This is a genomic window from Pleurocapsa sp. PCC 7327 (assembly GCF_000317025.1).
Classification (GTDB): Bacteria; Cyanobacteriota; Cyanobacteriia; order Cyanobacteriales; family Microcystaceae; genus Hydrococcus.
This window is the reverse complement of the sequence record NC_019689.1, coordinates 1491204-1511473: the sequence shown is the minus strand read 5'-3', so window position 1 is coordinate 1511473 and position 20270 is coordinate 1491204. Positions and strand designations below refer to the sequence as shown.

Sequence of the window (20270 nt, the reverse complement as noted above, 5' to 3'; positions counted from 1 at the left end):
TTTTCTATAGTCTTTTACAGCCTGTTGCCGGATACCCGCGAGAATAGAATTAGAAAATTGACAAGGTTTCCCTATTCCAGGCATTTATGCTAGTTGCTTGAAGGTTTCTTCGGCAGCTATTAAAAAGCGATCGCAAGCATCTAGATTATCTTCTCCAATGTAGGTAGCTAGTTAGGTGGCTTTCACATATCTGTTAGAGCAATCTTGAGAGGTCATTCGATGTAACCTCGATTCGGCAGACTCCTAGAGGCACTGGTATAATGGGCAGATCTGTGTTTCATGGGGACTAATACTTGTGGCAAGTCTGTCAAGCATCTCCGATATTGCTCCTGAAGTGCAAAATATTGCTCTTAGGGAAATTGACAACCTTGACCAGCAATTGCAGCACCATTTCCAATCTAAGTTTTTAGTTCAGCCTGCACTTACTAGGCTTTTAGTAAGTTTTCAAGCTAACAAAACAAGACCTATATATCGATGGTACAAGTACAAAGAAGCCTTCTCCGCTTCTCTTGTTGAGTTTTTATTTCAAAGATACGGGTTTAATCAGGGCAAGATTCTAGATCCCTTCGCAGGTAGCGGAACGGCTTTGTTTGCCGCTAGTGATTTGGGACTTAATGCTGATGGCATTGAATTGTTACCAATTGGTCAACAAATTATTGAGACGAAGAAAGCCCTTGATACAGGATTTACATTCGATGATCTTGTACGTCTTAAAACTTGGTTGAGTTCGCAAATATGGAAACAGGCTGATAAAGAGTTCTGTTTACCAGAATTTAGGATTACAAAAGGAGCTTATTCTACAGAAAATAAAAGAGCAATTGAGCAGTACCTCGGAGCTTGTTATCAGGAGAGCGAAAGAGTTCGAGAGGTTTTGCTCTTTGCTCTACTATGTGTTTTAGAGTCTATAAGCTACACTCGCAAAGATGGACAATATCTTCGTTGGGATTATCGCTCCGGTCGTGGACAGGGGAAAAAGCCTTTCAATAAAGGTGAAATCCTAAATTTTGATTATGCTATTACCAATAAAATCCAAGAAATTATTGATGATCTGGAACCCCCTACACATCAGGTAGAACTTTTTTCAGTTAGGAGACCACAAGGTGAAATCAAACTTCTTAAAGGATCTTGCCTAAAATTGCTGCCGACTTTACCTGATGCAATTTATGACGCTGTTATCACGTCTCCACCCTATTGCAATCGATATGACTACACTCGTACTTATGCCTTAGAGCTTGCATTGTTAGATGTTTCTGAAAAGGGACTAATCGATCTCCGACAGGAGATGTTAAGTTGCACAGTTGAAAATCGCTCGAAAGATCTATTGGCTATCAATCCAAATTGGAACTTGGCTTTAGAGACTGCGAATTCACAACCTTTATTGCAAGCCATCCTAGACTATTTAGATAATCAGAAACTCCAGGGTGTATTAAATAATAACGGAATACCCAGGATGGTGAGAGGTTACTTTTATGAAATGGCTTGTGTCATACAAGAATGTTCTCGCGTACTCAAACCTGGGGCACTGTTATTTATGGTCAATGACAATGTGCGTTACTCCGGCGTAAGTATTTCAGTGGATATGATCCTCTCTGACTTTGCAGAGAAACTAGGTTTTATCGTTGAAAATATTCTCGTTTTGCCTGGTGATAAGGGTAACAGTAGTCAGCAAATGGGAAATCATGGGCGTGATCCCTTGAGAAAATGTGTTTATGTATGGAGAAAACAGTAACCTGATCCTATGACTGCTTATCTTAACCATCTTCAGTCTAGTGATGATCTTGTAACAACCTATGAAGCGACTCGTGCGGGCTTTGTGGCACTTGCACTTGAGAAGAATCGACGGGCTACCCCTTATGTTGCAGAGGCAAGGGCACTTCAAGCAGCAGCAAATCAAGTTAGAAATCCTGCTGATTTGCTAAACGTTCAGGGTATCGAGATGGGACTGTTGACTGCGGCAGGATTATCGGACAAATCTCTTGCTCATTTGACCGCAGAGGATAAAATTGATGCGATTAACGGTCTAATTAAGAACTTTCTTGAACCAGCAGGTGCAAATTTTGTAGAGGAATTAGTCTTTAGATTTCTATTGACTCGTGGCGATACGCTCGGTGGTTCAATGCGTAATGTCGGTGGAGCGCTCGCCCAAAGGAAACTGACTCGTGCTATTCTTTCAACCCTGACCATTGCAGGTCAAAGTTACCATTGGCAGCATTCAAAGACAAAAAAGTGGATAGCGATGACAAATGACGATGCAGAAATTGAGTTATCTTTACGCGGACTCAGTTGGGAGAGTGATCTTGGCAGGCGTACACTTATCTATAACCTAAATATTCCGTTGGTTAAAAGTAATGTAGATCTCTGTTTGTTCAATCTTGCGCCAGAAGCACTGCCCGCGAATAAATCCAGCAAGATAGAACCTGTTGAAGTTGAGCCTTACACAATTGCCTTGGGAGAGTTGAAGGGCGGAATTGATCCAGCCGGTGCTGACGAGCATTGGAAAACGGCACAAGCGGCGCTGAACCGTATACGACAAGCCTTTGCAGATGCTGGTCATTCACCACTTACCTTTTTTGTAGGGGCAGCGATCGAGAGAAGGATGGCTGGCGAAATTTGGGAGCAACTACAAAGTGGGATGCTCAGTAATGCTGCAAACCTAAATGAGGAGAACCAAGTTGCATCTATTTCTCGTTGGCTGTGCAGTTTGTAGAAGTAACAGCCACCTAACAATGCGTTGGTGCGGACGGAACAGAGGTTGTCGGTGAGAGTTTAAGGTGATCTGCCGCCGCACAACTTCGCCGTTCAATCAGATCGCGAATGACTTGCGGTCGTTTAGTTGCCTTAGCCATTACTCTTGGTTCGCTTAGCAACTTTCTCCCTTACTGCTTGACGGATGTCTTCCCAATCTCGATCGCTCATCTGAGTTGCTACGCCAGAGTTCAAACCTTCCAAAAGCATCGCTTCGAGAGGTTCATTCACTTTACGCTTTTGGTCGAGACGCACCAATTCCCGAAAATACTCGCTGACGCTGCTGTAACCGCCATTGGCTACCTGTTGTTCAACATAAGCTTACATGGAATCAGGTAGGGAAATGTTCATGCTTTTTACAAGCGTTACTTCCTCAACTTGGGAGCATCCACTTTTGGAAGAAACACCCAATCAGACAGCAAGTAAACCATTAAGATAAGCACAACGAACAGAGAGGATGTGATTGACACTTTCAACATTCCACTGTGCGCCAGAAATTTTGATCCTTAAACCAATTTGTTTAATTGCAGATTCAACTGCCCCTGAACCGATAGAACATAATTGTTCAGCCTGATAATAGCTGTAATTGACAATGCGAGGGAGATGTTTTTCCAGATAAGCGATGAAATTTTTAGCTTGTTTACCTCGGCAATGATTAAATAGGGTCTTGGCCGCTTCTACCTGACCTTGCCACAACAGAGTTTCCGCAGCTTTGAGTCGCTTTAAAGAACCACCAACTTTATAAAGATTTTCCTTCAGGTGATACCAATCCAAAATTTCACAGCGAGAAAACTGGTCTTGTCCAAATTCTCTCACCAGATTCCAGACACCATCATGTCCATCTCCCAAGCAAACAAGAGGGTCTAACAACTGTTGGCTATTGACATAATCAATTAATGATTGGTTGTCATCAAAAAATGCACCATAGTAAATCCCTTGCAGACGAACGGTTTTATAGTCTCGCCAGTGGCAGCCTGCTTTCGGTTTACCCCTGAGTCGGACTTTTCCTCCATCTACGCTGACTTCTGAAACTGATTGTTTAGCAAGTGGTAGTTGAAAATCTTGTGACAGCACTAGTTGTTGTTGTGTTGAATGACCAACTTTTACTCCTGTCAATGCCTCAATCTCGATTTCTGCTTTTTGGTATGATTCGTTAGCTGATAACCTCAAACAGCACTTTTGAAGTAATGGACTTAGGCGAGTTCTTGGCTTTAAACCTAGTCTAATAAGCTGTTTGGCTTTTAATTTCAGTTCCCCTACTAGGCTTTTTATTTTCCTAGTTTTACCTACTTTTGTTCCAGTTTTTTGTTCGATAAAAAAGGGCTATTTCTGGGCTGACTAGTTCTAATACTTGACTGCGAACTGTTTTTTCTATGCCTTCAAGGTCTGTCAGCTTACTTTTGTCTGCTTCTTCATACAGCAGTGTTGACAATTCTTGTAAGCAGGCTTTGATCCGTTCTTGTTTCTCTTGGTTCATTGTCAGCGATCGCACAGGATTATTTCCCTTTACATTTTCCCATAAATGGTAAATCTTCCAAAACTGGATGCTCCCCTCAACTTATTTCCTCTAGTATGGCAAATTATGTCATTTTCTGCCAAATTAACCGAGACTCTCGCTACGCGATCGCGCCTTTCAAAGATGCTTATTTACTTATCTGGGTCACTGGTTGGACTTTAGATTCTCTTTGCCAATCTTGCCATCTTTCGTGCAGCCAGAATAATAATGCCAAAACCGCAATTTCTATCATTTGGCAAGCGTGGTGAACGGTGGCGATTGCTAAACTCTCAGCCATTGGCGCTCCAAATTTGCTTAGGGCAAAGGCAAGCGAGGCTTCGTATACCCCCAAATTTCCCGGCGAGATGGGTACTGAAATTCCCAAATTTAGGATAAGGATGGAAAATACCAGTTCGGGATAGGACAAAGAAAATCCCAGAGCAACGCACAGAATATGCAAGGCAATGACTTTGCTTAGAGAATTGCCAGCGCCCATCAGAAGCGCACTAGAAAACCGCTTGGGTTCTCGCAAGGCTTGCAGTCCTACTTTGAACCCCTCAATCCATTGCGCGATCGCGCCCGATCGCTTGCGAAATCCAAAAAAGAGGGTATAGAAAACGATCGATAAAATTATCGCGCCCAATAAAACTAATCTAACATGTTCGTTCCACTTAATTTCGGGAAGCGCGATCGGGGCTTGCGACAAGGCTATAAGAGCCAGTAAAATAATCGAACCTACATCTGCCAGTTTGTCTACCACAAACACGATCGCGCTCGATTCCGAGGCTTCGACTTGGCGACCTTTTTTATCTTCATGTTTTCTGGTCAGAACGACTTTCAAAACGTCTCCCGCACCATTTGGTCCGAAGGTATTGAGAAACTGTCCGTAGGTAAACGCGCGGGCAGTATGCGTCCACTTCAATCTAGCTTCTTTTGGGAACAGAACCCACAGACGATTAATCTGAAAAATCGTTTGGAAAAGTGCGGCAGCAAAGGCAGCTAAGCAGTAAGTCAATTGAAACTTCGCGATCGCATTAAAATAAGCACCTTGCTCGAGGTGCATCGTTTTAGAAATAAAAATTACGCTAATTCCAATGACCAGAAAAGTAACAACAATAAGAGTAAGTTTGTTTTTCATTTAAAATTCATTTAAATAGGTAACACAGCAGGTTGTGAGAGCAGAACGAGGTATCTCCGCTATGTTTAGTATTCCCACTTTAAGGATTTTTCTCTCTATTTTCTTGATAGACGCATTATTCCTTAAACAGGTTTCTCAGAGACAGAAGCACTTGGGATTAGGCTATTATCTTAACATCTCGATCGTCTCCTAAACGCTAGATGTGGTCAGTTTGTCGATCGCACATTTTATTATTTATTAGATAAGATAGATTTTGATTGACTCAAATACCGTACAATTACTGAGATTTAGTGGGGATTTTCACGGACATGAGGAGTGATTTAAACTCAAATCAAATTCAATCGAGCAAGAAATTCTCTTTAGAAAACCTTAAGATGACATGGCGTAATCTTGTCATCTATGGGATTGGCGTAAAGATACTTTGGCAGCTTGAAAAGCTTATTCCTCGCTACTCTCTAATTGGCGATACGCCTTTCTTTAAGAGAGAACACTTTGATTGGGTGCCGCTATTGGAAGCTAACTGGAAAATTATTCGCCAAGAACTCGATGAAATCTTAAAGTATAGCGAGCAATTACCAAATTTCCAAGATATTTCTCCAGACCAAGCCTACAGAACGAGTAAAGATAATCTCTGGAAAACTTATTTCCTTTATGGATACGGTTTTAAAGCTGAAAAAAATTGCGCTCGCTGTCCGGAAACTACCCGTATTCTCGAACAAATTCCTGGCATGAAAACTGCCTTCTTTTCTATTTTATTACCGGGAAAACATATCCCGGAACATCGAGGTCCTTATAAAGGTTTGATTCGCTGTCTCCTCGGTCTAAAAATTCCCGAACCTAAAGAAAAATGCCGCCTTCGTGTTGGCGACGAAATTCGCCACTGGGAAGAGGGAGAATGTATGTTATTCGATGATTCTTTTCAACATGAAGCTTGGAACGAAACCGATGACGTTCGCGTCGTTTTATTCATAGATATTGTCAGACCGATGCGCTTTCCTTTATCGTTTTTTAACGATCTTTTCTTGAAATTGATTGCTATATCGCCCTATATCCAAGATGCAACCAAAAATCAAAAGAAATGGGATAGCCGCTTAGAAGAGTTATTTGCAGCTAACGTAGTTAAAGATCTATAGTTAACTGGCGATGCGATCGGGAGATCTATCTAATAGATTATCCCGCTCGCAAAATTTAACAAGATAGTGAATGAGTAATCCCCAAGAAAAACCGAGCAATAACCATGACTAAACTTAGCTTCTGCGCCATTGTCAACAACGAAGAAGCTTCTTTGCCGAAATGCTTAGAAAGCATCAAAAATGTCGTTGATGAGATAATAGTCATGGATACGGGGTCTACTGATAAAACGGTAGAAATTGCCAAAGAATTTGGTGCAAAAGTTTTGCATTATAACTGGCAAAATAACTTCTCTGCAGCGCGAAATGAAGCCCTAAAACATGTTCGGGGAGAATGGGTTTTAGTATTAGATGCAGATGAAGTACTCTCTTCTAAAATCGTGCCTCAAATGCGACAAGCGATGGAAGATCGAGATGCTATCGTTATTAATTTAATTCGTCAAGAAGTCGGTGCCGCTCAATCTCCTTATTCTTTGGTTTCGCGCCTATTTCGCAATCATCCAGAAGTTAAATTTACTCGTCCCTATCATTCAATCGTTGACGATAGCGTTGCTCAATTACTCAAAAAAGAACCTCACTGGAAAGTTATCGATTTAACCTCAGTTGCGATCGTTCATTATGGTTATACGCCAGAGGCGATCGCGTCTTTGGATAAATATAATCGAGCTAGAAAGTTAATGGAAGAATTTTTTGCCGTCTATCCCAACGATCCCTATATTTGTAATAAATTAGGCGGACTTTATTTACAAATTGGAAAAGAAAAAGAAGGCATTAAATTACTCAAACAAGGATTAAAATCAAACCAAGCAGACGCACATATTTTATTTGAATTACATTATCATCTCGGCAATGCTTACGCCCGCCAAAAAAAACAACTAAAGCAAGCAGCCAAGCATTATCAAAAAGCAATAGAGCAGCCGATTTTACCAATACTAAAAATAGGTGCTTACAATAATTTTGGCAGTTTATTGAAAGAAGTCGGAGATTTACAAAACGCCCAAAAAGCCTACGAAATTGTTGTTAAAATCGATCCTAACTTTGCATTGGGTTATTATAATCTCGGCACGACTCTCAAAGCAATGGGGCAGTTTCCAGAAGCGATCGCAGCATATCAAAGCGCGATTAAACTCAATCCAAATTATGCCTTTGCCTATCAAAATTTAGGGATCGCTCTTCTAAAAGTTGGTAATTTCTCGGAAAGTATGGAAGCTTTTAAAAAAGCAATTTCCCTTCACGAATCTCAAAATCCTCAAGAAGCAGCAAGACTCCGCCAAGGATTGCGAGAAATGGGAATCAGAAATATAGAATCTAATCAATAGTTTATCTAGGATCGCTACAATGAATATAGGTTGAGTTGCTTCTACGCGAAACGCGAGATAGCCTTTTTAAAAGGCTAGCGGCTATCGTTCGATTCAGTCGTTAAATTCTCATTCGTGGTCGATGCACTCACCACTCGTCCAGCGAGCGAGATTTTAGATAGCTTCACTCATAATAATATTGTGCCTACTTAGCATCAACCGTAACCGTAGCGACTAGAACTGCAAGCGTGAAATTTCCCTCAAAATCCCGCTCTAAGGCTTCTGCCTCATAGTTATTTGAGAAGGTAAATTATGCTGAATACTCCTTCGTCTTCCGATTCTATTAGCGGGACAAGTCAATTTTGTGCGTTTGCCGAACTTTTCCGGCTCCCAGTCAGTGTCGTTGCTGCCCTAGCAGGCTGTGCCACGACTTATGCCCTAAATTCAGCGCTTCCACTCCAGCTATACCTACTAACGGCAGGTGTTTTATTCTGTATGACTGCTGCCGCCTGCGCGATTAACGACTATTGGGATCTAAATAAAGATCGAATCAATCATCCTAACAGACCGCTTCCATCCGGTCGCCTTTCAATCGAGCAAGCATGGTGGGCTGCTGTTGTTCTATTTACTTGCGCTCTGATAGCTGCTATTCCTTTGGGGCTTTATTCCTTTATCCTGGTCGCTGTCAGTATCATTTTACTTTGGAATTACTCTCATTTGCTGACCTACAGCGGTATTCTTGGCAATGTACTCGTTGCAACCATCATTGCCTTTCTAATTTTGCTGGGCAGTTTGGTAGCTGGAAAGCCGTTCGCGATGTCTTACCCATTAGGGTTTCTCTTCTGCTATGCCTTGGCTAGGGAACTTATTTGGGACGTACACGATGCAAAAGGCGATCGCGATTATGGGATTATTACAGTTGCCAATCGGTGGGGAGAGCAAACGGCTTTCTCAATCGCTTGGGGTTTGATTGGCGTGTTGAGTGCATCAATTCCGGTCGCTCTCATCGGTCTACCGATGGCGCATCCTCTATTATTTGCAGCATTCTCCTCAGTTATGCTGCTGATCTTTGGAACCACATTGTTTCCCTATCAACAGCAACCTAGCGAGCGAACTTACGAAAGATTTGTCTTCTGGGAGCGCATTGGTATGCTGTTGGGAGTGCTAGGGCTGTTAGGTGCCGCTCCACCGTTTTAAAGTACAAAAACTTTTCCCGTTATCTTAAACAATAAAAATTGACAAGTTGAAGAAAGCTCCGTCGTGGAACGGCGGAGTTTCTTCGACGTTCGCAAATTTAAGGCAACGATCTTATAAGCTTGCAAGCAAAAGCGATCGCAACACTGCAACTAGATAAGCAAAAAAGTCATTTTTTGTAATCTTTAACTCAATCGAAGTCCGCGATCGTGAGAATATAATTGATAAACTCTAAGAATTCTACGATCTCTTCCAAAACTATTAACCCATCTTTGCTATTTGCAAATTAAATTTGCTTAAAAACAAAGAACAATTGGAAGGATATTAGATAACTGAAAAAAACATCTATTTAATTTTTTACTTCTCCAAGTTTTTCCGCCATTTTGAACATTGCCCGCAATGAGCAAGCAGATTGCCAAAAGTCTTGAAAAAATCCCGTTACGTCTTTTGCTTCTAGTGCCCTTTGTTTTACAAATCTTCGCCGCTGTAGGATTGACAGGATATCTATCCCTACAAAACGGACAAAAGGCTGTCAATGACCTTGCTAGTCAGCTACAGAGAGAAATTAGCTCGCGGATCGACCAGCACCTCGATAGTTATTTAAAAACCCCGCGAGCAATCAATCAAATCAATGTGGATGCCGTAAGGTTGGGTCTGCTCAATCTAGGAGACATCAAAAAAACCGGGCATTACTTTTGGAAACAAATGCAAGCATTTGAAGATGTGGGTTACATCAGTTACGTACTGACGACGGGCGAATATACAGGCGCGGGACGCTGGATGGAAGGTAAGGGTGTTACCATCGATGAAGTTTCCGCCGATACCAAATGGAAAAACTATACCTACGCAACCGATAGTCAAGGAAATCGCACCGAAGTAGTCTTTACCTCTGATTACAAACCTTTAACAGAATCTTGGTATACGGACACGGTTCGGGCAGGCAAACCGATATGGAGTCAAGTTTTTCCCTGGAGTGACGTTCCAGATATTTTGTCGATCTCGGTTAGCTATCCGATTTACGACTACGCTAAAAAACTAAAAGGGGTCTTGAGCGTTGATTTCCGGCTTACAGGGATTGGCGATTTCTTGCGCAATTTAGCAGTCACTCCGTCAGCCAAAATCTTTATCTTAGAGCGCAACGGGCTAGTGTTAGCCAGTTCGAGTCCTGAAAAACCTTACAAAATGGTGAACGGTAAGGCACAAAGACTGAATGTTCTAGAAAGTAAAGATCCTTTAATTCGAGCCACAGCCGACTATTTAAGAAAACATTTCGGCAGCTTTAATGAAATTCAAAATAGTCAACAGCTTGAGTTTATGCTCGATGGCAAACGCCAGTTTGTCCGAGTCACCCCTTGGCGAGATGAGTTAGGTCTAGACTGGTTAGTAGCGATCGCGGTGCCAGAATCGGATTTCATGGCACAAATTAATGCTAATACTCGAACTACGATTTTGTTATGCTTGGGTGCTCTAGCAATAGCAACTGTCTTGGGGATCTATACGTCTCGTTGGATTAGCCGACCGCTTCTGCGATTGAGCCAAGCATCCCAAGCCATTGCGAGCGGTCAACTAGATCGACAAGTTAAGGTCGAAGGGGTAAGCGAACTGAGAATTCTGGCTCGCTCTTTCAACCAAATGGCTAAGCAACTTCGAGACTCTTTTGTCGCGCTTCAAAAGACCAACGCAGAACTAGAAACCCGCGTCGAACAGAGAACCGCTCAATTCAAAAAAGCCGTGCAAGCAGCGATGAAAGCAGCTTCAGAAAGCGCTACCGCCAAACAAGCCGCAGAAGTAGCTAATCGCGCCAAAGGTGAGTTTTTGGCAAATATAAGCCACGAACTGCGCACTCCTCTCAATAGCGTCATTGGTTATGCCAATATCTTGATGAACGATCGCGCTCTATCTCCCCAACAAGCCAAAAGAGCCAAAATTATTCAGCGCAGCGGAACCTATTTATTAACGCTAATTAGCGACATTCTAGATTTTTCTAAGGCAGAAGCTAGCAAGCTCGAACTCGAACCTACTGATTTTCATCTTCCTAGTTTTTTAGAAGAAATCTGTGGCATCTTTGAGATGCGGGCGCAAGAAAAGAAACTGCTGTTTCAGTGCCAGATGACGGGCGACATCCCCACTGGCGTAAGAGCCGATGAAAAGCGACTCAGACAGGTATTAATTAATTTGCTCGGCAATGCCGTCAAGTTTACCGACAAAGGACAAATACTCCTCAAAGTTAGCGAAATCGGCACGAACTATAGATCGAATTTCATCCCTCATAAACAAATTCGCTTTGAAGTCGTCGATACGGGAGTGGGAATTAGCCCATCGCATTTAGAGACAATTTTTCAACCCTTTGAACAAGTTGGCGATCGCGATCGCAAGAGAGGCGGTACGGGTTTGGGCTTAGCAATTAGCAAACAACTGTTGGAATTGATGGGCAGCCAACTACAAGTATCAAGCCAACTACAGCAAGGTTCGACTTTTTGGTTCGATCTCGCCTTACCCGTCGTCGAGATAGCTTTGGAAACCCAACCGAAGGGACGGATTAAAGGTTATCAAGGAAAACCGCGCAGAATTCTTGTGGTAGGCGACCGACAAGAAAATCGTTCGCTTCTGCTCAGTTTGCTCAAACCCTTGGGGTTTGAGGTAATGATGGCAAAAAATGGCGAGCAAGGATTGACCATTGCCCGTCAACTTAAACCCAATCTCATCTTGACCGATATCATGATGAGCGTTAAGACTGGCTTGACGATGACGAGAGAAATTCGAGAAATTCCTGAAATTAAAGACGTGCCAATTATCGCGATTTCAGCCAGTCTAATCGAAATGATGGAGGAAACTTGTTTGCGTGCTGGCTGTAATGCTTTCTTGTCAAAACCTATAGACCAACAGCAGTTGCTCTCTTTACTGAAAGAATACTTGCACTTGGAATGGATTTATGAAGGCGAATACTAATATCCAGTCTCCAGTCATCCCGATTTAGCTCAAAACTATGCTTGTTCGGGTTCTTGATAGATGCATAAATCGAACCAGAAAGTCGTTCCTACTCCCACCTCGCTAATTAAATGCACTTTGCTATGGTGCTTCTCGATAATATTTTTAACGATTGACAGTCCAAGTCCCGTTCCCTCTAGGGTATGAACCCGATTTTCAACGCGGAAGAAACGTTCAAAAATCGCTTCTCGATCTTCGGGGTCGATCCCAATCCCTGTATCCGATACTTCTACTCTGACTTGAGACTTGCGATCTGCGCGATCGAACTTGTAGGCACGAATGCTAATCTTGCCCCCCGCTTCCGTAAACTTGAGAGAATTGCCAACTAAGTTGGTTATTACTTGCAGTAATAAATCGTAATGACCCAAAACAGGTGGTAAATTTGGCTCGACCTCTTGGATGATTTCTAGTCCTTTATCCTTGGCATTGAGTTGATAGGTTCGCAGCGTTTGTTCGATGATTTGAGCGATATCGACAGCATCGAGATGATAGGTTTTTGAAGATTCTAGACGAGATAAATCGAGTACGTCATTGACCAATCGAGTCAGGCGATCGGTTTCGTGATTAGCTGTTTCTAAAAACTCTCGACGTTCGTTTTCCGTTAAATCGTTTCCAAATTCGCAAAGGGTTTCAATAAATGATTTGATATTAAACAGAGGCGTTCTCAATTCGTGAGAGACATTGCTGATGAATTGACTTTTGGCTTCATTTAATTGCGCCTCGCGAGTTACATCCTGTAATGTCATGGCAATTCCTTTAATCGCCTCGCTATGGCGATCGAGAACTTGCGTTAAGAAGATGCGAACAGTCCGTCGAGTAGGTTGCGCTATAGTCAAGCGAAATTCTTCTGGAGAGGTGCTGCTATCACCTAGAGACAGGCGATCGAAATTTTCGGCTGGCGGCAGGTCATTTGCTAACTCGGCATTTTCCGATTTAAGGACGTGACCGGAAGCGAGTTGGTGGAGTGGTTCGCTCAGTTGTTCCTTCAACTCTGAGGGAAAAAGGTCGAGAACGTTAGCCCCGATCGCGTCTCGCCCTTCCCAACCCAACATTCGCCTTGCTGTGGGATTGACTAATAGTAATTGCAAGTTGGGATCGAGCAAAATCGCGCCATCGGCAATGGTGGACACTAGCGTTTCTAACTTGGCTTTCTCCGCCGTGAGTTCTTCGATATTTTGCTCTTCATAGCGTTCTAGCCGTTCTGCCATCTCGTTGAAGCTGAAAATTAACTCGCCCAGTTCGCCGCCAAAGGGCAGATCGATTCTCTGTTTAAAGTTTCCAGCTGCGATATTTTTCACGCCTACCAATAACTCTTTAATGGGTTTGGTAATGGCGAGGGCGTTAAAAACAGCCCCTAAGATAACCATTGCCCAAATGGAAATAAAAACGGCGATTGTAACATCTCTGGTTATGTTAGAGGAAGCAACAACTGTCGGATTGGGATTTATGCCGATCGCCAGCACGCCTAGATATTTCCCTTCGTGTCTGAGGGGGACGAATACGTCAGTCACTTCTCCATCTGGCGTAATATGCTGGCGCACCATTGGCAGTTCGGTACTGTCAGCGTAATCTTCTGGTAGCTGTATGCGACGTTCGATAGTCAGCGAGTTTTTTACTTCAGCTTCCGAGTAGGGAATGCCAAAAAAAATCTTGCCTTCCCGGTCGGCGTAAATCATGTAGCGCACGCTGGAAGTACTCTGATAAAAACGACTGGAGAAGCGTGCTACTTCTGTCAAATTGTCTTCAGCGATCGAAGGAACAACATTAGCAGCTAGCAGGAGTCCCAAATCTCGACCGAAGCGGGTATCGTTTAGGCGGGCATCTTGCTGAATGGTATTGACTGCCCAAAAAGTCAGACCGCTCATGAGCAAGGATACAACTAATGTTGCAGCCGCCATTAACTTGGTTTGAAGCGTAAACTCCGACCACCAACGGGCAATAATTTCTCGAATTGTTTTGAGGAGATCCAACAAGTTCAATTCTATTCTATTCTAAGGAAAAGAAGAAATCTCTATGTAGATATAATTTTCCCCATTTATTATATCGCCTTCTTTACTTCCCTTGCTTTAACAGTTCCGATGTTCTCTCGCTTTTAGGTAACCAGAACTGCGTTGGCTTTGTCTGTTAACAGTTTTTTTGTTACCGACGCTAATGACTCGTTATGAGGTTGTCACAATAGCACTCTGCGTCCATATTAGGAACTTCATCCTTACTGCTCAATTGGATTTGTGTGAAGCTAACTGTGCCACCTCATACAGATGTTTTTGGTATTTCTGGGCGATCGCCGTTGCCAATTCACTCATTTAGAGTTTTACAATAATTTCGTTGTCAGCGCCTCAAACCTCTTTCATGTCACAGTTTCCTTCCCTAGAAGCCGCCTTGAAGCATTTTTTCGGTTACGAACATTTTCGTCCGGGGCAGCGAAAAATCGTTGAAGAAGCGCTACAAAATCGCGATTTGCTGGTCATTATGCCCACAGGTGGTGGAAAATCGCTTTGTTTTCAATTGCCTGCCTTACTGAAACCCGGACTCACCGTAGTCGTGTCGCCTCTGATTGCGCTGATGCAAGATCGGGTAGATGCCTTACAGGACAACGGCATTGGGGCAACGTTTCTCAATAGCAGTCTTACGTTTCCAGAAGTGCGATCGCGAGAAACTGCCATTCTCGACGGTAAGATTAAATTACTCTACGTTGCACCGGAAAGACTATTGAGCGAAAGATTTCGTAACTTTCTCGACTTGGCAGCCACAAAAATTAGTATTACTGCTTTTGCGATCGATGAAGCCCATTGCGTTTCGGAATGGGGACACGATTTTCGCCCAGAGTATCGACAATTGATTCAACTGCGCCAAAGATATCCTCACGTTCCGATGTTTGCCTTGACCGCAACCGCAACCAAACGAGTACAAGAAGATATTATTCAACAATTAGGACTGCGGCAGCCCGGAATTCATCTGGCTAGTTTTAATCGTCCCAATATTTATTACGAAGTCCAACCCAAAGAACGCCGTAGCTATAATCAATTATTAAAACTTATTCGCACGCAACAAGGGTCGGGAATCGTCTATTGTCTCAGTCGTCGCAACGTCGATGAAATTGCGTTTCGCTTGCAAAAAGATGGCATATCAACCGTTCCCTACCATGCCGGAATAACCGATGAAGCGAGAACCTTAAATCAAACTCGATTTATCCGAGATGACGTAAAAGTTATCGTCGCAACTATTGCCTTTGGCATGGGAATCGATAAACCCGACGTTCGCTTTGTCATTCACTACGATTTACCCCGCAATCTAGAGAGTTATTATCAAGAATCGGGACGAGCAGGAAGAGATGGAGAACCCGCTAATTGCACGCTATTTTTGAGTCTAGGCGATTTCAAACGAATTGAATATATTATCGACCAAAAAAGCGATCCTCAAGAGCAAAGAATTGCTCGCCAACAATTACGTCAAGTCATTAATTATGCAGAAGGAACTGAATGTCGCCGCACAATTATTTTACGCTATTTTGGCGAAAGATTTCCGGGAAATTGTGCTAGCTGCGATAATTGTCGAAATCCGAAACCTATAGAAGATTGGACGATTGAAGCGCAAAAATTTCTTTCTTGCGTGGCACGCACTCAAGAAAGATTCGGCATGATGCATATTATTGATGTATTGCGAGGATCGAGCAAAAGAAAAATTGAAGAATACGGACATCACCTTTTATCTACCTATGGTATTGGCAAAGGTAAAACGGTGGAAGAATGGAAAATGTTAGGACGATCTTTAATTCATCAAGGATTAGTCGATGAAACGACCGACGGCTATCCCGTTTTGAAATTAAATAAACGAAGTTGGGAAATCCTACGAAAGATGCGCTCGGTGCAAATAGCTGTTACTGCACCTTCCAATTCTAAAGTTTTAGAAAGTTATAATCCCAGAGCAGCAGAAGTTGAAATTCTTTTGGAAAGATTAAAGCAATTGCGCAAACAAATAGCCGATCTTCATTCTCTTCCCCCTTACGTTATTTTTTCCGATTATAGCCTCAAATTAATGGCGCAAATGCAACCAAAAACTTTACAAGAATTTGCTAAAATTTCTGGTGTTGGCGCTCACAAACTCGAACGGTATGGAGAGCAGTTTGTTTCTGAAATTCGTGCCTTTTATCAGGAACAAAAACTACCCGTTTCTCTGCCTTCAAATAGTCAAAAAATGACTCTACAACTTTATCAGCAGGGCTTGTCTGTAGAAGAAATCGCCCAGAGACGAGGTTTTACCATCTCGACTATTTATACTCACTTGTGCGAACTGATAGAAACGAATCAGCCGATAGATATTAATGATTTCGTGGTTCCAGCCAAGCAAGAATTAATTATCCAAGCCATACAAACAAAAGGAGCCGATTCTCTAAAAAGTTTGAAAGAAGTTTTAGGAGAAAGCTTCGGCTATGAAGAAATTAAACTGGTACGCGCTTGGTGGCGAAGTGAAAAATAGCGATCGCTACTATACTTAACTTAACTGGCGCTAGAGAAAGGGAAAGCAGGTGGAGTTTACCATGCTGTTTTTGAATCCGGTATTATAGTTAAAGTTATTGCTCTCGCGATCGCGAGTCTCTTGGGTTGTGAAACTCAGCAGATATCTAGTAAGACAAAATTGCTTCTGTAGAGATAAAGAATCTTTTGTCGATAAGGGACAACTTGCATCACAATGGGATAGGAGGAACACCGAAGGAGCAACCCCATCATGCTGGCATACATCCTAGCGATCGTCGTCGGACTTGGCAGCCTAGCCCTTTTCCTAACCGCTTTCTTTCGCCCCAAGCTTCATCGCCAAGATGACTTTCTCTGGAGCGGTATTGGCTTATTCTATACCCTAGTCCTCTGGCTTGGTGCCCAACAACTTCGAGGAGGCTTGTTGTTAGGTCAAGTGGCAGGTACGGCTCTCATCCTGACCTTCGGCTGGCAAACTCTAAAATTGAGATGGGCGATCGCTAATCCAGAAGCGATCGCCGAGATAGAAAGCTTTTCTTTATTAGCGTGGTTGCAAAACCGTGTGAGCAGCGCCTTTAAGAAAAAACAACCTTCGCCCCCGCCTATAACTGTTGCCCCTCCAGCTGCTAAAACACCATTAGAAGTTGTTGAAACTCCTCCAGAAGTAGAAGCTGAGGAACCAGCGCCACCCCAAGCAGAAGTCGTCACCTCAGAGCCTTCTGAACCTCCCATACCCGAACCAACTAGCGAAACAGTCGTTGAGGAAGCAATTTCCATCCCCCCAGAAGGCGAGACGGCACAAGAGGAAATTACTCAAGCCGCGACGACTCCTGAAGATAAACCAGCAACGCAAAGCAAAGAAAGCTTTTCTTTTAAAAAGCTATTCGGTTTTGGCAAGCAAAAGCCCGAACCCAAAATCCCTTCCGCCAAACCAGAAAGTATTACGGCAGCCCTAGATTCGTCGGAAGCCGAAACAGAAAGCAGCAATAAAACCGATGAGGACGCAAGCATTCCCCAAACTCTAGAACCTGCGGCTGTCGTCGAATCTACAGACGCGATCGCTACATCCGAGCCAGAAACAGAGACATCTAACCAAGCAGAAATTGAAGTAGGATCCCGCGATAGAGACGAAGAAACGCATATTGAAGCTCATCGAGCCGAAGCCGAAAGTCCCCAAACGAAAACGAGCGAGAAAGTAAAATTAACAGAGATTTCCTCGGAACCCACAGTGGAAATCGTTGATGCTGGGGCGAACCGCGAGGAAATGTTACCGGAGTCAGAACGAGAACATTCCACCTCTGAGACCTCGAAATCGGTTGATGAGGAAAACGTACTGGGAACCCCTAATTCCTCTAGCTCTCCCTCTCCAAGTTCGCCAGAAGAAAATAAACAATAAATATACAATCAATCCGGAAATCGATCGAAGCCCTCTGAAGTATAAGAGTGTTAGGGGATAAATTCAGATTCTGATAAAGATTATGAATAACAATCTCGCCAATACTCAATCTAAGGTACTAATCGTTGGCTATGGAAATGACTTGCGCAGCGATGATGGCGTCGGACAGGAAATCGCTAAAGTTGTTGCCCGGCAGAATCGAGTCGGAGTGCGATCGCTTTGGAGGCATCAATTAACCCCCGAACTTGCCGCTGATATTGCCGAGACAGAACTTGTTATTTTTGTCGATGCCTATCTGGCTTCACAGATGCAAGATGTACAAGATGTAAAAGTTTGCTCGGTAGAACCGCTTGACTCTGGCACCCCAAGCAGCCACAGTAGCGATCCGCGCGGGGTGCTGTTGCTTGCCCGAACTGTCTTCGGTCATTGTCCGCCAGCTTGGTTAATCGCCGTACCGGGAACGAATTTTGAACTGGGAGAGAGCTTTTCGCCAACTGCCCAAAAAGGTATGGAGCGAGCCTTAGAACAGCTCGATTGTCTCCTTGAAACTCATCGATTTACGATAGCTTCATAGGAATTTTGCTGCCATGTAAATAACTTAATTTAAATTGCATATCTTAAAATAAGAGAAAAACAGCAATTTTCTCTTTATTGATTTTCTAATTAGCTTATTTTATGCTTTTTTGAATAGACAAATTAGATAATTAGCGGTCTTACTTTCTAGCTAACTTCGATTGCCTCATAGATTGCTGAGTATATTTACTTAGTAAACGATCTTGTTAACTTTTTTCCTAAAAAGATTTTTTAAAGAATTACAGTAAGTTAACAATCGTTTGTGTTATAAAACACTTTATTTATTGTGAGTTTTAAGTTTGACTTAATTAATATCAATGATTCTTTCAAGTAATAGTTAACCTTAAGATAAAAACCAGAAAGAATTCACAGAATCTTTACACAAGCTAGTATATTCTTGACAAAAATCTTATACATCTTTAAGGCTATTGCTTATAGCATAGAAAAAGAAGATAATTAATCACTAATAGTTCCCTAGCCAAATTAGCTTCAACGTTATGTTCACCCTAATTCATTAGAAAAAATGTCTAACAAAAGAAAAAAAAGAAGCCAAATTCAAAAGTTCTATTGTCCTTGCTGTCAACAACGTCTATGGCGTCTAGGGGGTCAAAAATACTATTTGTTTTACCAGGACATATCAGAGCTTAAAAAAAACCTGGGGATCACCCGAAAAAAAGCCAGCTTTTTAGCAACCCAAAATTCTGCCTATGTAGACCGCAATGCTTGGTTAGAAGAGTTCTTTTGCGAGGAACACGGCACGATTTGGATGCGACTTTCCAGGCAAGCAGATGGTACGCTAGCAGCAATTCCCGCTAAAAGAAGCGATTGGCAATCTACGACTCGCACGATCAATCCAGAGATCCCCAATCCATCGGTTAGTGAATTTAGCTACCACATGAGTCGTCGGGCAAGCACTCAGTTGGTCTGAGGGAGGAAATGCTAAGACTTTGTGCTTCGCAAACCACTCGAAGACCAACAACGCTTGACCTAGAATCGGGTTCGCAACAATCGCGATAAGCCGAACAGCAATGTTTAGGATGAGACAGCCAAAACCCACCGCGAATGACACGCAATCCCTCCCGATCCTCGGCAATCAACCAAGCACTGCCATCAGCAGGCGCTCCTTCATAATCGTCGTGCCAGAGATCGAGACACCATTCGTAGACGTTCCCGTGCATGTCATACAAACCGAAAGCGTTAGCTACTCCGAAGGCTCCTACTGGCGTGGTTCCCTCAACCTTTTTACTTCTCAGTTGCGAACCATGAGTGTTAGCCAAATGCTGCGGCAGTCTTTTCCCAAAATGGAAAGGGGTTATCGTTCCAGCTCGACAGGCATATTCCCATTCAGCCTCAGTAGGAAGTCGATAATTTTTGCTATAAAGTTCCGACAGTCGCCGGCAAAACTCGACGGCTTCGTACCAAGAGACTTTCTCGACCGGGCGATCGGCTCCTTTGAATTTGGAGGGATTAGGAATGAGGGGTAGCTCAACGGGATCTAAGGTAGCGACTGCCTGCCACTGAGCTTGGGTAATGGGGTATTTGCTCATAAAAAATGGTTCGATCGCAACCCAATGTTGAGGTCTTTCGTTGTCGTATCTTTCGATTTCATCGTCCGGCGAACCCATCGCGTAGATTCCAGCAGGAATAGCTACCATCTCTAAAACGACGCCATTGCCAAGCTCTTCGCTAAAATAGCGACCTTGAACGCGGCTCAGCTTAAGTTCTTGCGCTTGTGATTTTACAGTCGCTACGTCAAATTCAAAAACACGGGTATTCATTACCGCTCAACCTCTTGTTATGAGTCAGCCAATTCCCATTAGCTATAAAGTTCTTTTCCAGTT

At 43.0% G+C, this 20270-nt stretch carries 14 protein-coding genes and 1 pseudogene; 10 read left to right on the top strand and 5 right to left on the bottom strand.

The window, feature by feature from the left end:
* The first annotated feature begins 295 nt into the window (after nucleotides 1–295).
* Together PLE7327_RS06755 and PLE7327_RS06750 are read left to right on the top strand one after the other, a co-directional pair.
* The gene (locus tag PLE7327_RS06755) at nucleotides 296–1729 is read left to right on the top strand and encodes a hypothetical protein (RefSeq protein ID WP_015143107.1); all 1434 of its coding nucleotides are present in this window, start codon (nucleotides 296–298) and stop codon (nucleotides 1727–1729) included.
* A 9-nt stretch (nucleotides 1730–1738) separates the two neighbouring features.
* Nucleotides 1739–2707 carry a type II restriction endonuclease gene (locus PLE7327_RS06750; RefSeq protein ID WP_015143106.1) on the top strand — a complete coding sequence of 323 codons (969 nt, stop codon included), beginning with the start codon at nucleotides 1739–1741 and terminating at the stop codon, nucleotides 2705–2707.
* A 131-nt stretch (nucleotides 2708–2838) separates the two neighbouring features.
* Here PLE7327_RS06750 and PLE7327_RS26235 read toward each other — a convergent pair.
* The 3 genes and pseudogenes from PLE7327_RS26235 to PLE7327_RS06730 form a co-directional block, all read right to left on the bottom strand.
* Nucleotides 2839–3096: pseudogene (locus PLE7327_RS26235) on the bottom strand (type II toxin-antitoxin system ParD family antitoxin).
* 60 nt (nucleotides 3097–3156) lie between these two features.
* Nucleotides 3157–4222 (bottom strand): ISKra4-like element ISPle1 family transposase gene (locus PLE7327_RS06740; protein WP_076611691.1). Its coding sequence is split into 2 segments (ribosomal slippage): nucleotides 3157–4066 and nucleotides 4065–4222, totalling 1068 coding nucleotides; the frame shifts between segments, so codons are not numbered across the junction.
* A gap of 166 nt (nucleotides 4223–4388) precedes the next feature.
* Nucleotides 4389–5378: a lysylphosphatidylglycerol synthase transmembrane domain-containing protein gene (locus tag PLE7327_RS06730; protein ID WP_015143105.1), complete on the bottom strand. Its 990-nt coding sequence runs from the start codon at nucleotides 5376–5378 to the stop codon at nucleotides 4389–4391.
* 374 nt (nucleotides 5379–5752) lie between these two features.
* Between PLE7327_RS06730 and PLE7327_RS06725 the strand changes: the two genes are divergently transcribed.
* The 4 genes from PLE7327_RS06725 to PLE7327_RS06710 all read left to right on the top strand — a co-directional run bounded on the left by PLE7327_RS06725 (nucleotide 5753) and on the right by PLE7327_RS06710 (nucleotide 11949).
* Complete coding sequence (locus PLE7327_RS06725) at nucleotides 5753–6511, top strand: aspartyl/asparaginyl beta-hydroxylase domain-containing protein (protein WP_015143104.1); 759 nt, start codon at nucleotides 5753–5755, stop codon at nucleotides 6509–6511.
* Nucleotides 6512–6615: 104 nt separating this feature from the next.
* Entirely contained in the window at nucleotides 6616–7827 is a 1212-nt protein-coding gene (locus PLE7327_RS06720) for a glycosyltransferase (RefSeq protein ID WP_015143103.1), read from the top strand.
* A 291-nt stretch (nucleotides 7828–8118) separates the two neighbouring features.
* A complete protein-coding gene (locus tag PLE7327_RS06715) occupies nucleotides 8119–9003 on the top strand; it encodes a geranylgeranylglycerol-phosphate geranylgeranyltransferase (RefSeq protein ID WP_015143102.1) in 885 nt (294 codons plus the stop codon).
* 396 nt (nucleotides 9004–9399) lie between these two features.
* A complete protein-coding gene (locus tag PLE7327_RS06710) occupies nucleotides 9400–11949 on the top strand; it encodes a hybrid sensor histidine kinase/response regulator (RefSeq protein ID WP_015143101.1) in 2550 nt (849 codons plus the stop codon).
* 35 nt (nucleotides 11950–11984) lie between these two features.
* Here PLE7327_RS06710 and nblS read toward each other — a convergent pair whose 3' ends face one another.
* Complete coding sequence (gene nblS, locus PLE7327_RS06705) at nucleotides 11985–13886, bottom strand: two-component system sensor histidine kinase NblS (protein ID WP_186005389.1); 1902 nt, start codon at nucleotides 13884–13886, stop codon at nucleotides 11985–11987.
* 451 nt (nucleotides 13887–14337) lie between these two features.
* On the opposite strand from nblS, the gene recQ reads away from it, so the two are divergent.
* From recQ to PLE7327_RS06685, 4 genes are all read left to right on the top strand, one after another.
* Nucleotides 14338–16464, top strand: a complete 2127-nt coding sequence (recQ, locus tag PLE7327_RS06700; protein WP_015143099.1) for a DNA helicase RecQ — start codon at nucleotides 14338–14340, stop codon at nucleotides 16462–16464.
* A 249-nt stretch (nucleotides 16465–16713) separates the two neighbouring features.
* Nucleotides 16714–17856, top strand: coding sequence for a Ycf66 family protein (locus tag PLE7327_RS22590; protein ID WP_015143098.1), 1143 nt, complete (start codon nucleotides 16714–16716; stop codon nucleotides 17854–17856).
* Nucleotides 17857–17938: 82 nt separating this feature from the next.
* Nucleotides 17939–18430, top strand: a complete 492-nt coding sequence (locus PLE7327_RS06690) for a hydrogenase maturation protease (RefSeq protein WP_015143097.1) — start codon at nucleotides 17939–17941, stop codon at nucleotides 18428–18430.
* A 618-nt stretch (nucleotides 18431–19048) separates the two neighbouring features.
* Nucleotides 19049–19357 (top strand): hypothetical protein, encoded by a 309-nt coding sequence (locus tag PLE7327_RS06685; protein WP_254658109.1) that lies wholly within the window; start codon nucleotides 19049–19051, stop codon nucleotides 19355–19357.
* On the opposite strand, the gene PLE7327_RS06680 is transcribed toward PLE7327_RS06685, so the two are convergent.
* Nucleotides 19314–20207 (bottom strand): formylglycine-generating enzyme family protein, encoded by an 894-nt coding sequence (locus tag PLE7327_RS06680; protein WP_015143095.1) that lies wholly within the window; start codon nucleotides 20205–20207, stop codon nucleotides 19314–19316. The genes PLE7327_RS06685 and PLE7327_RS06680 overlap by 44 nt on opposite strands.
* Between the last annotated feature and the right edge of the window lie 63 nt (nucleotides 20208–20270).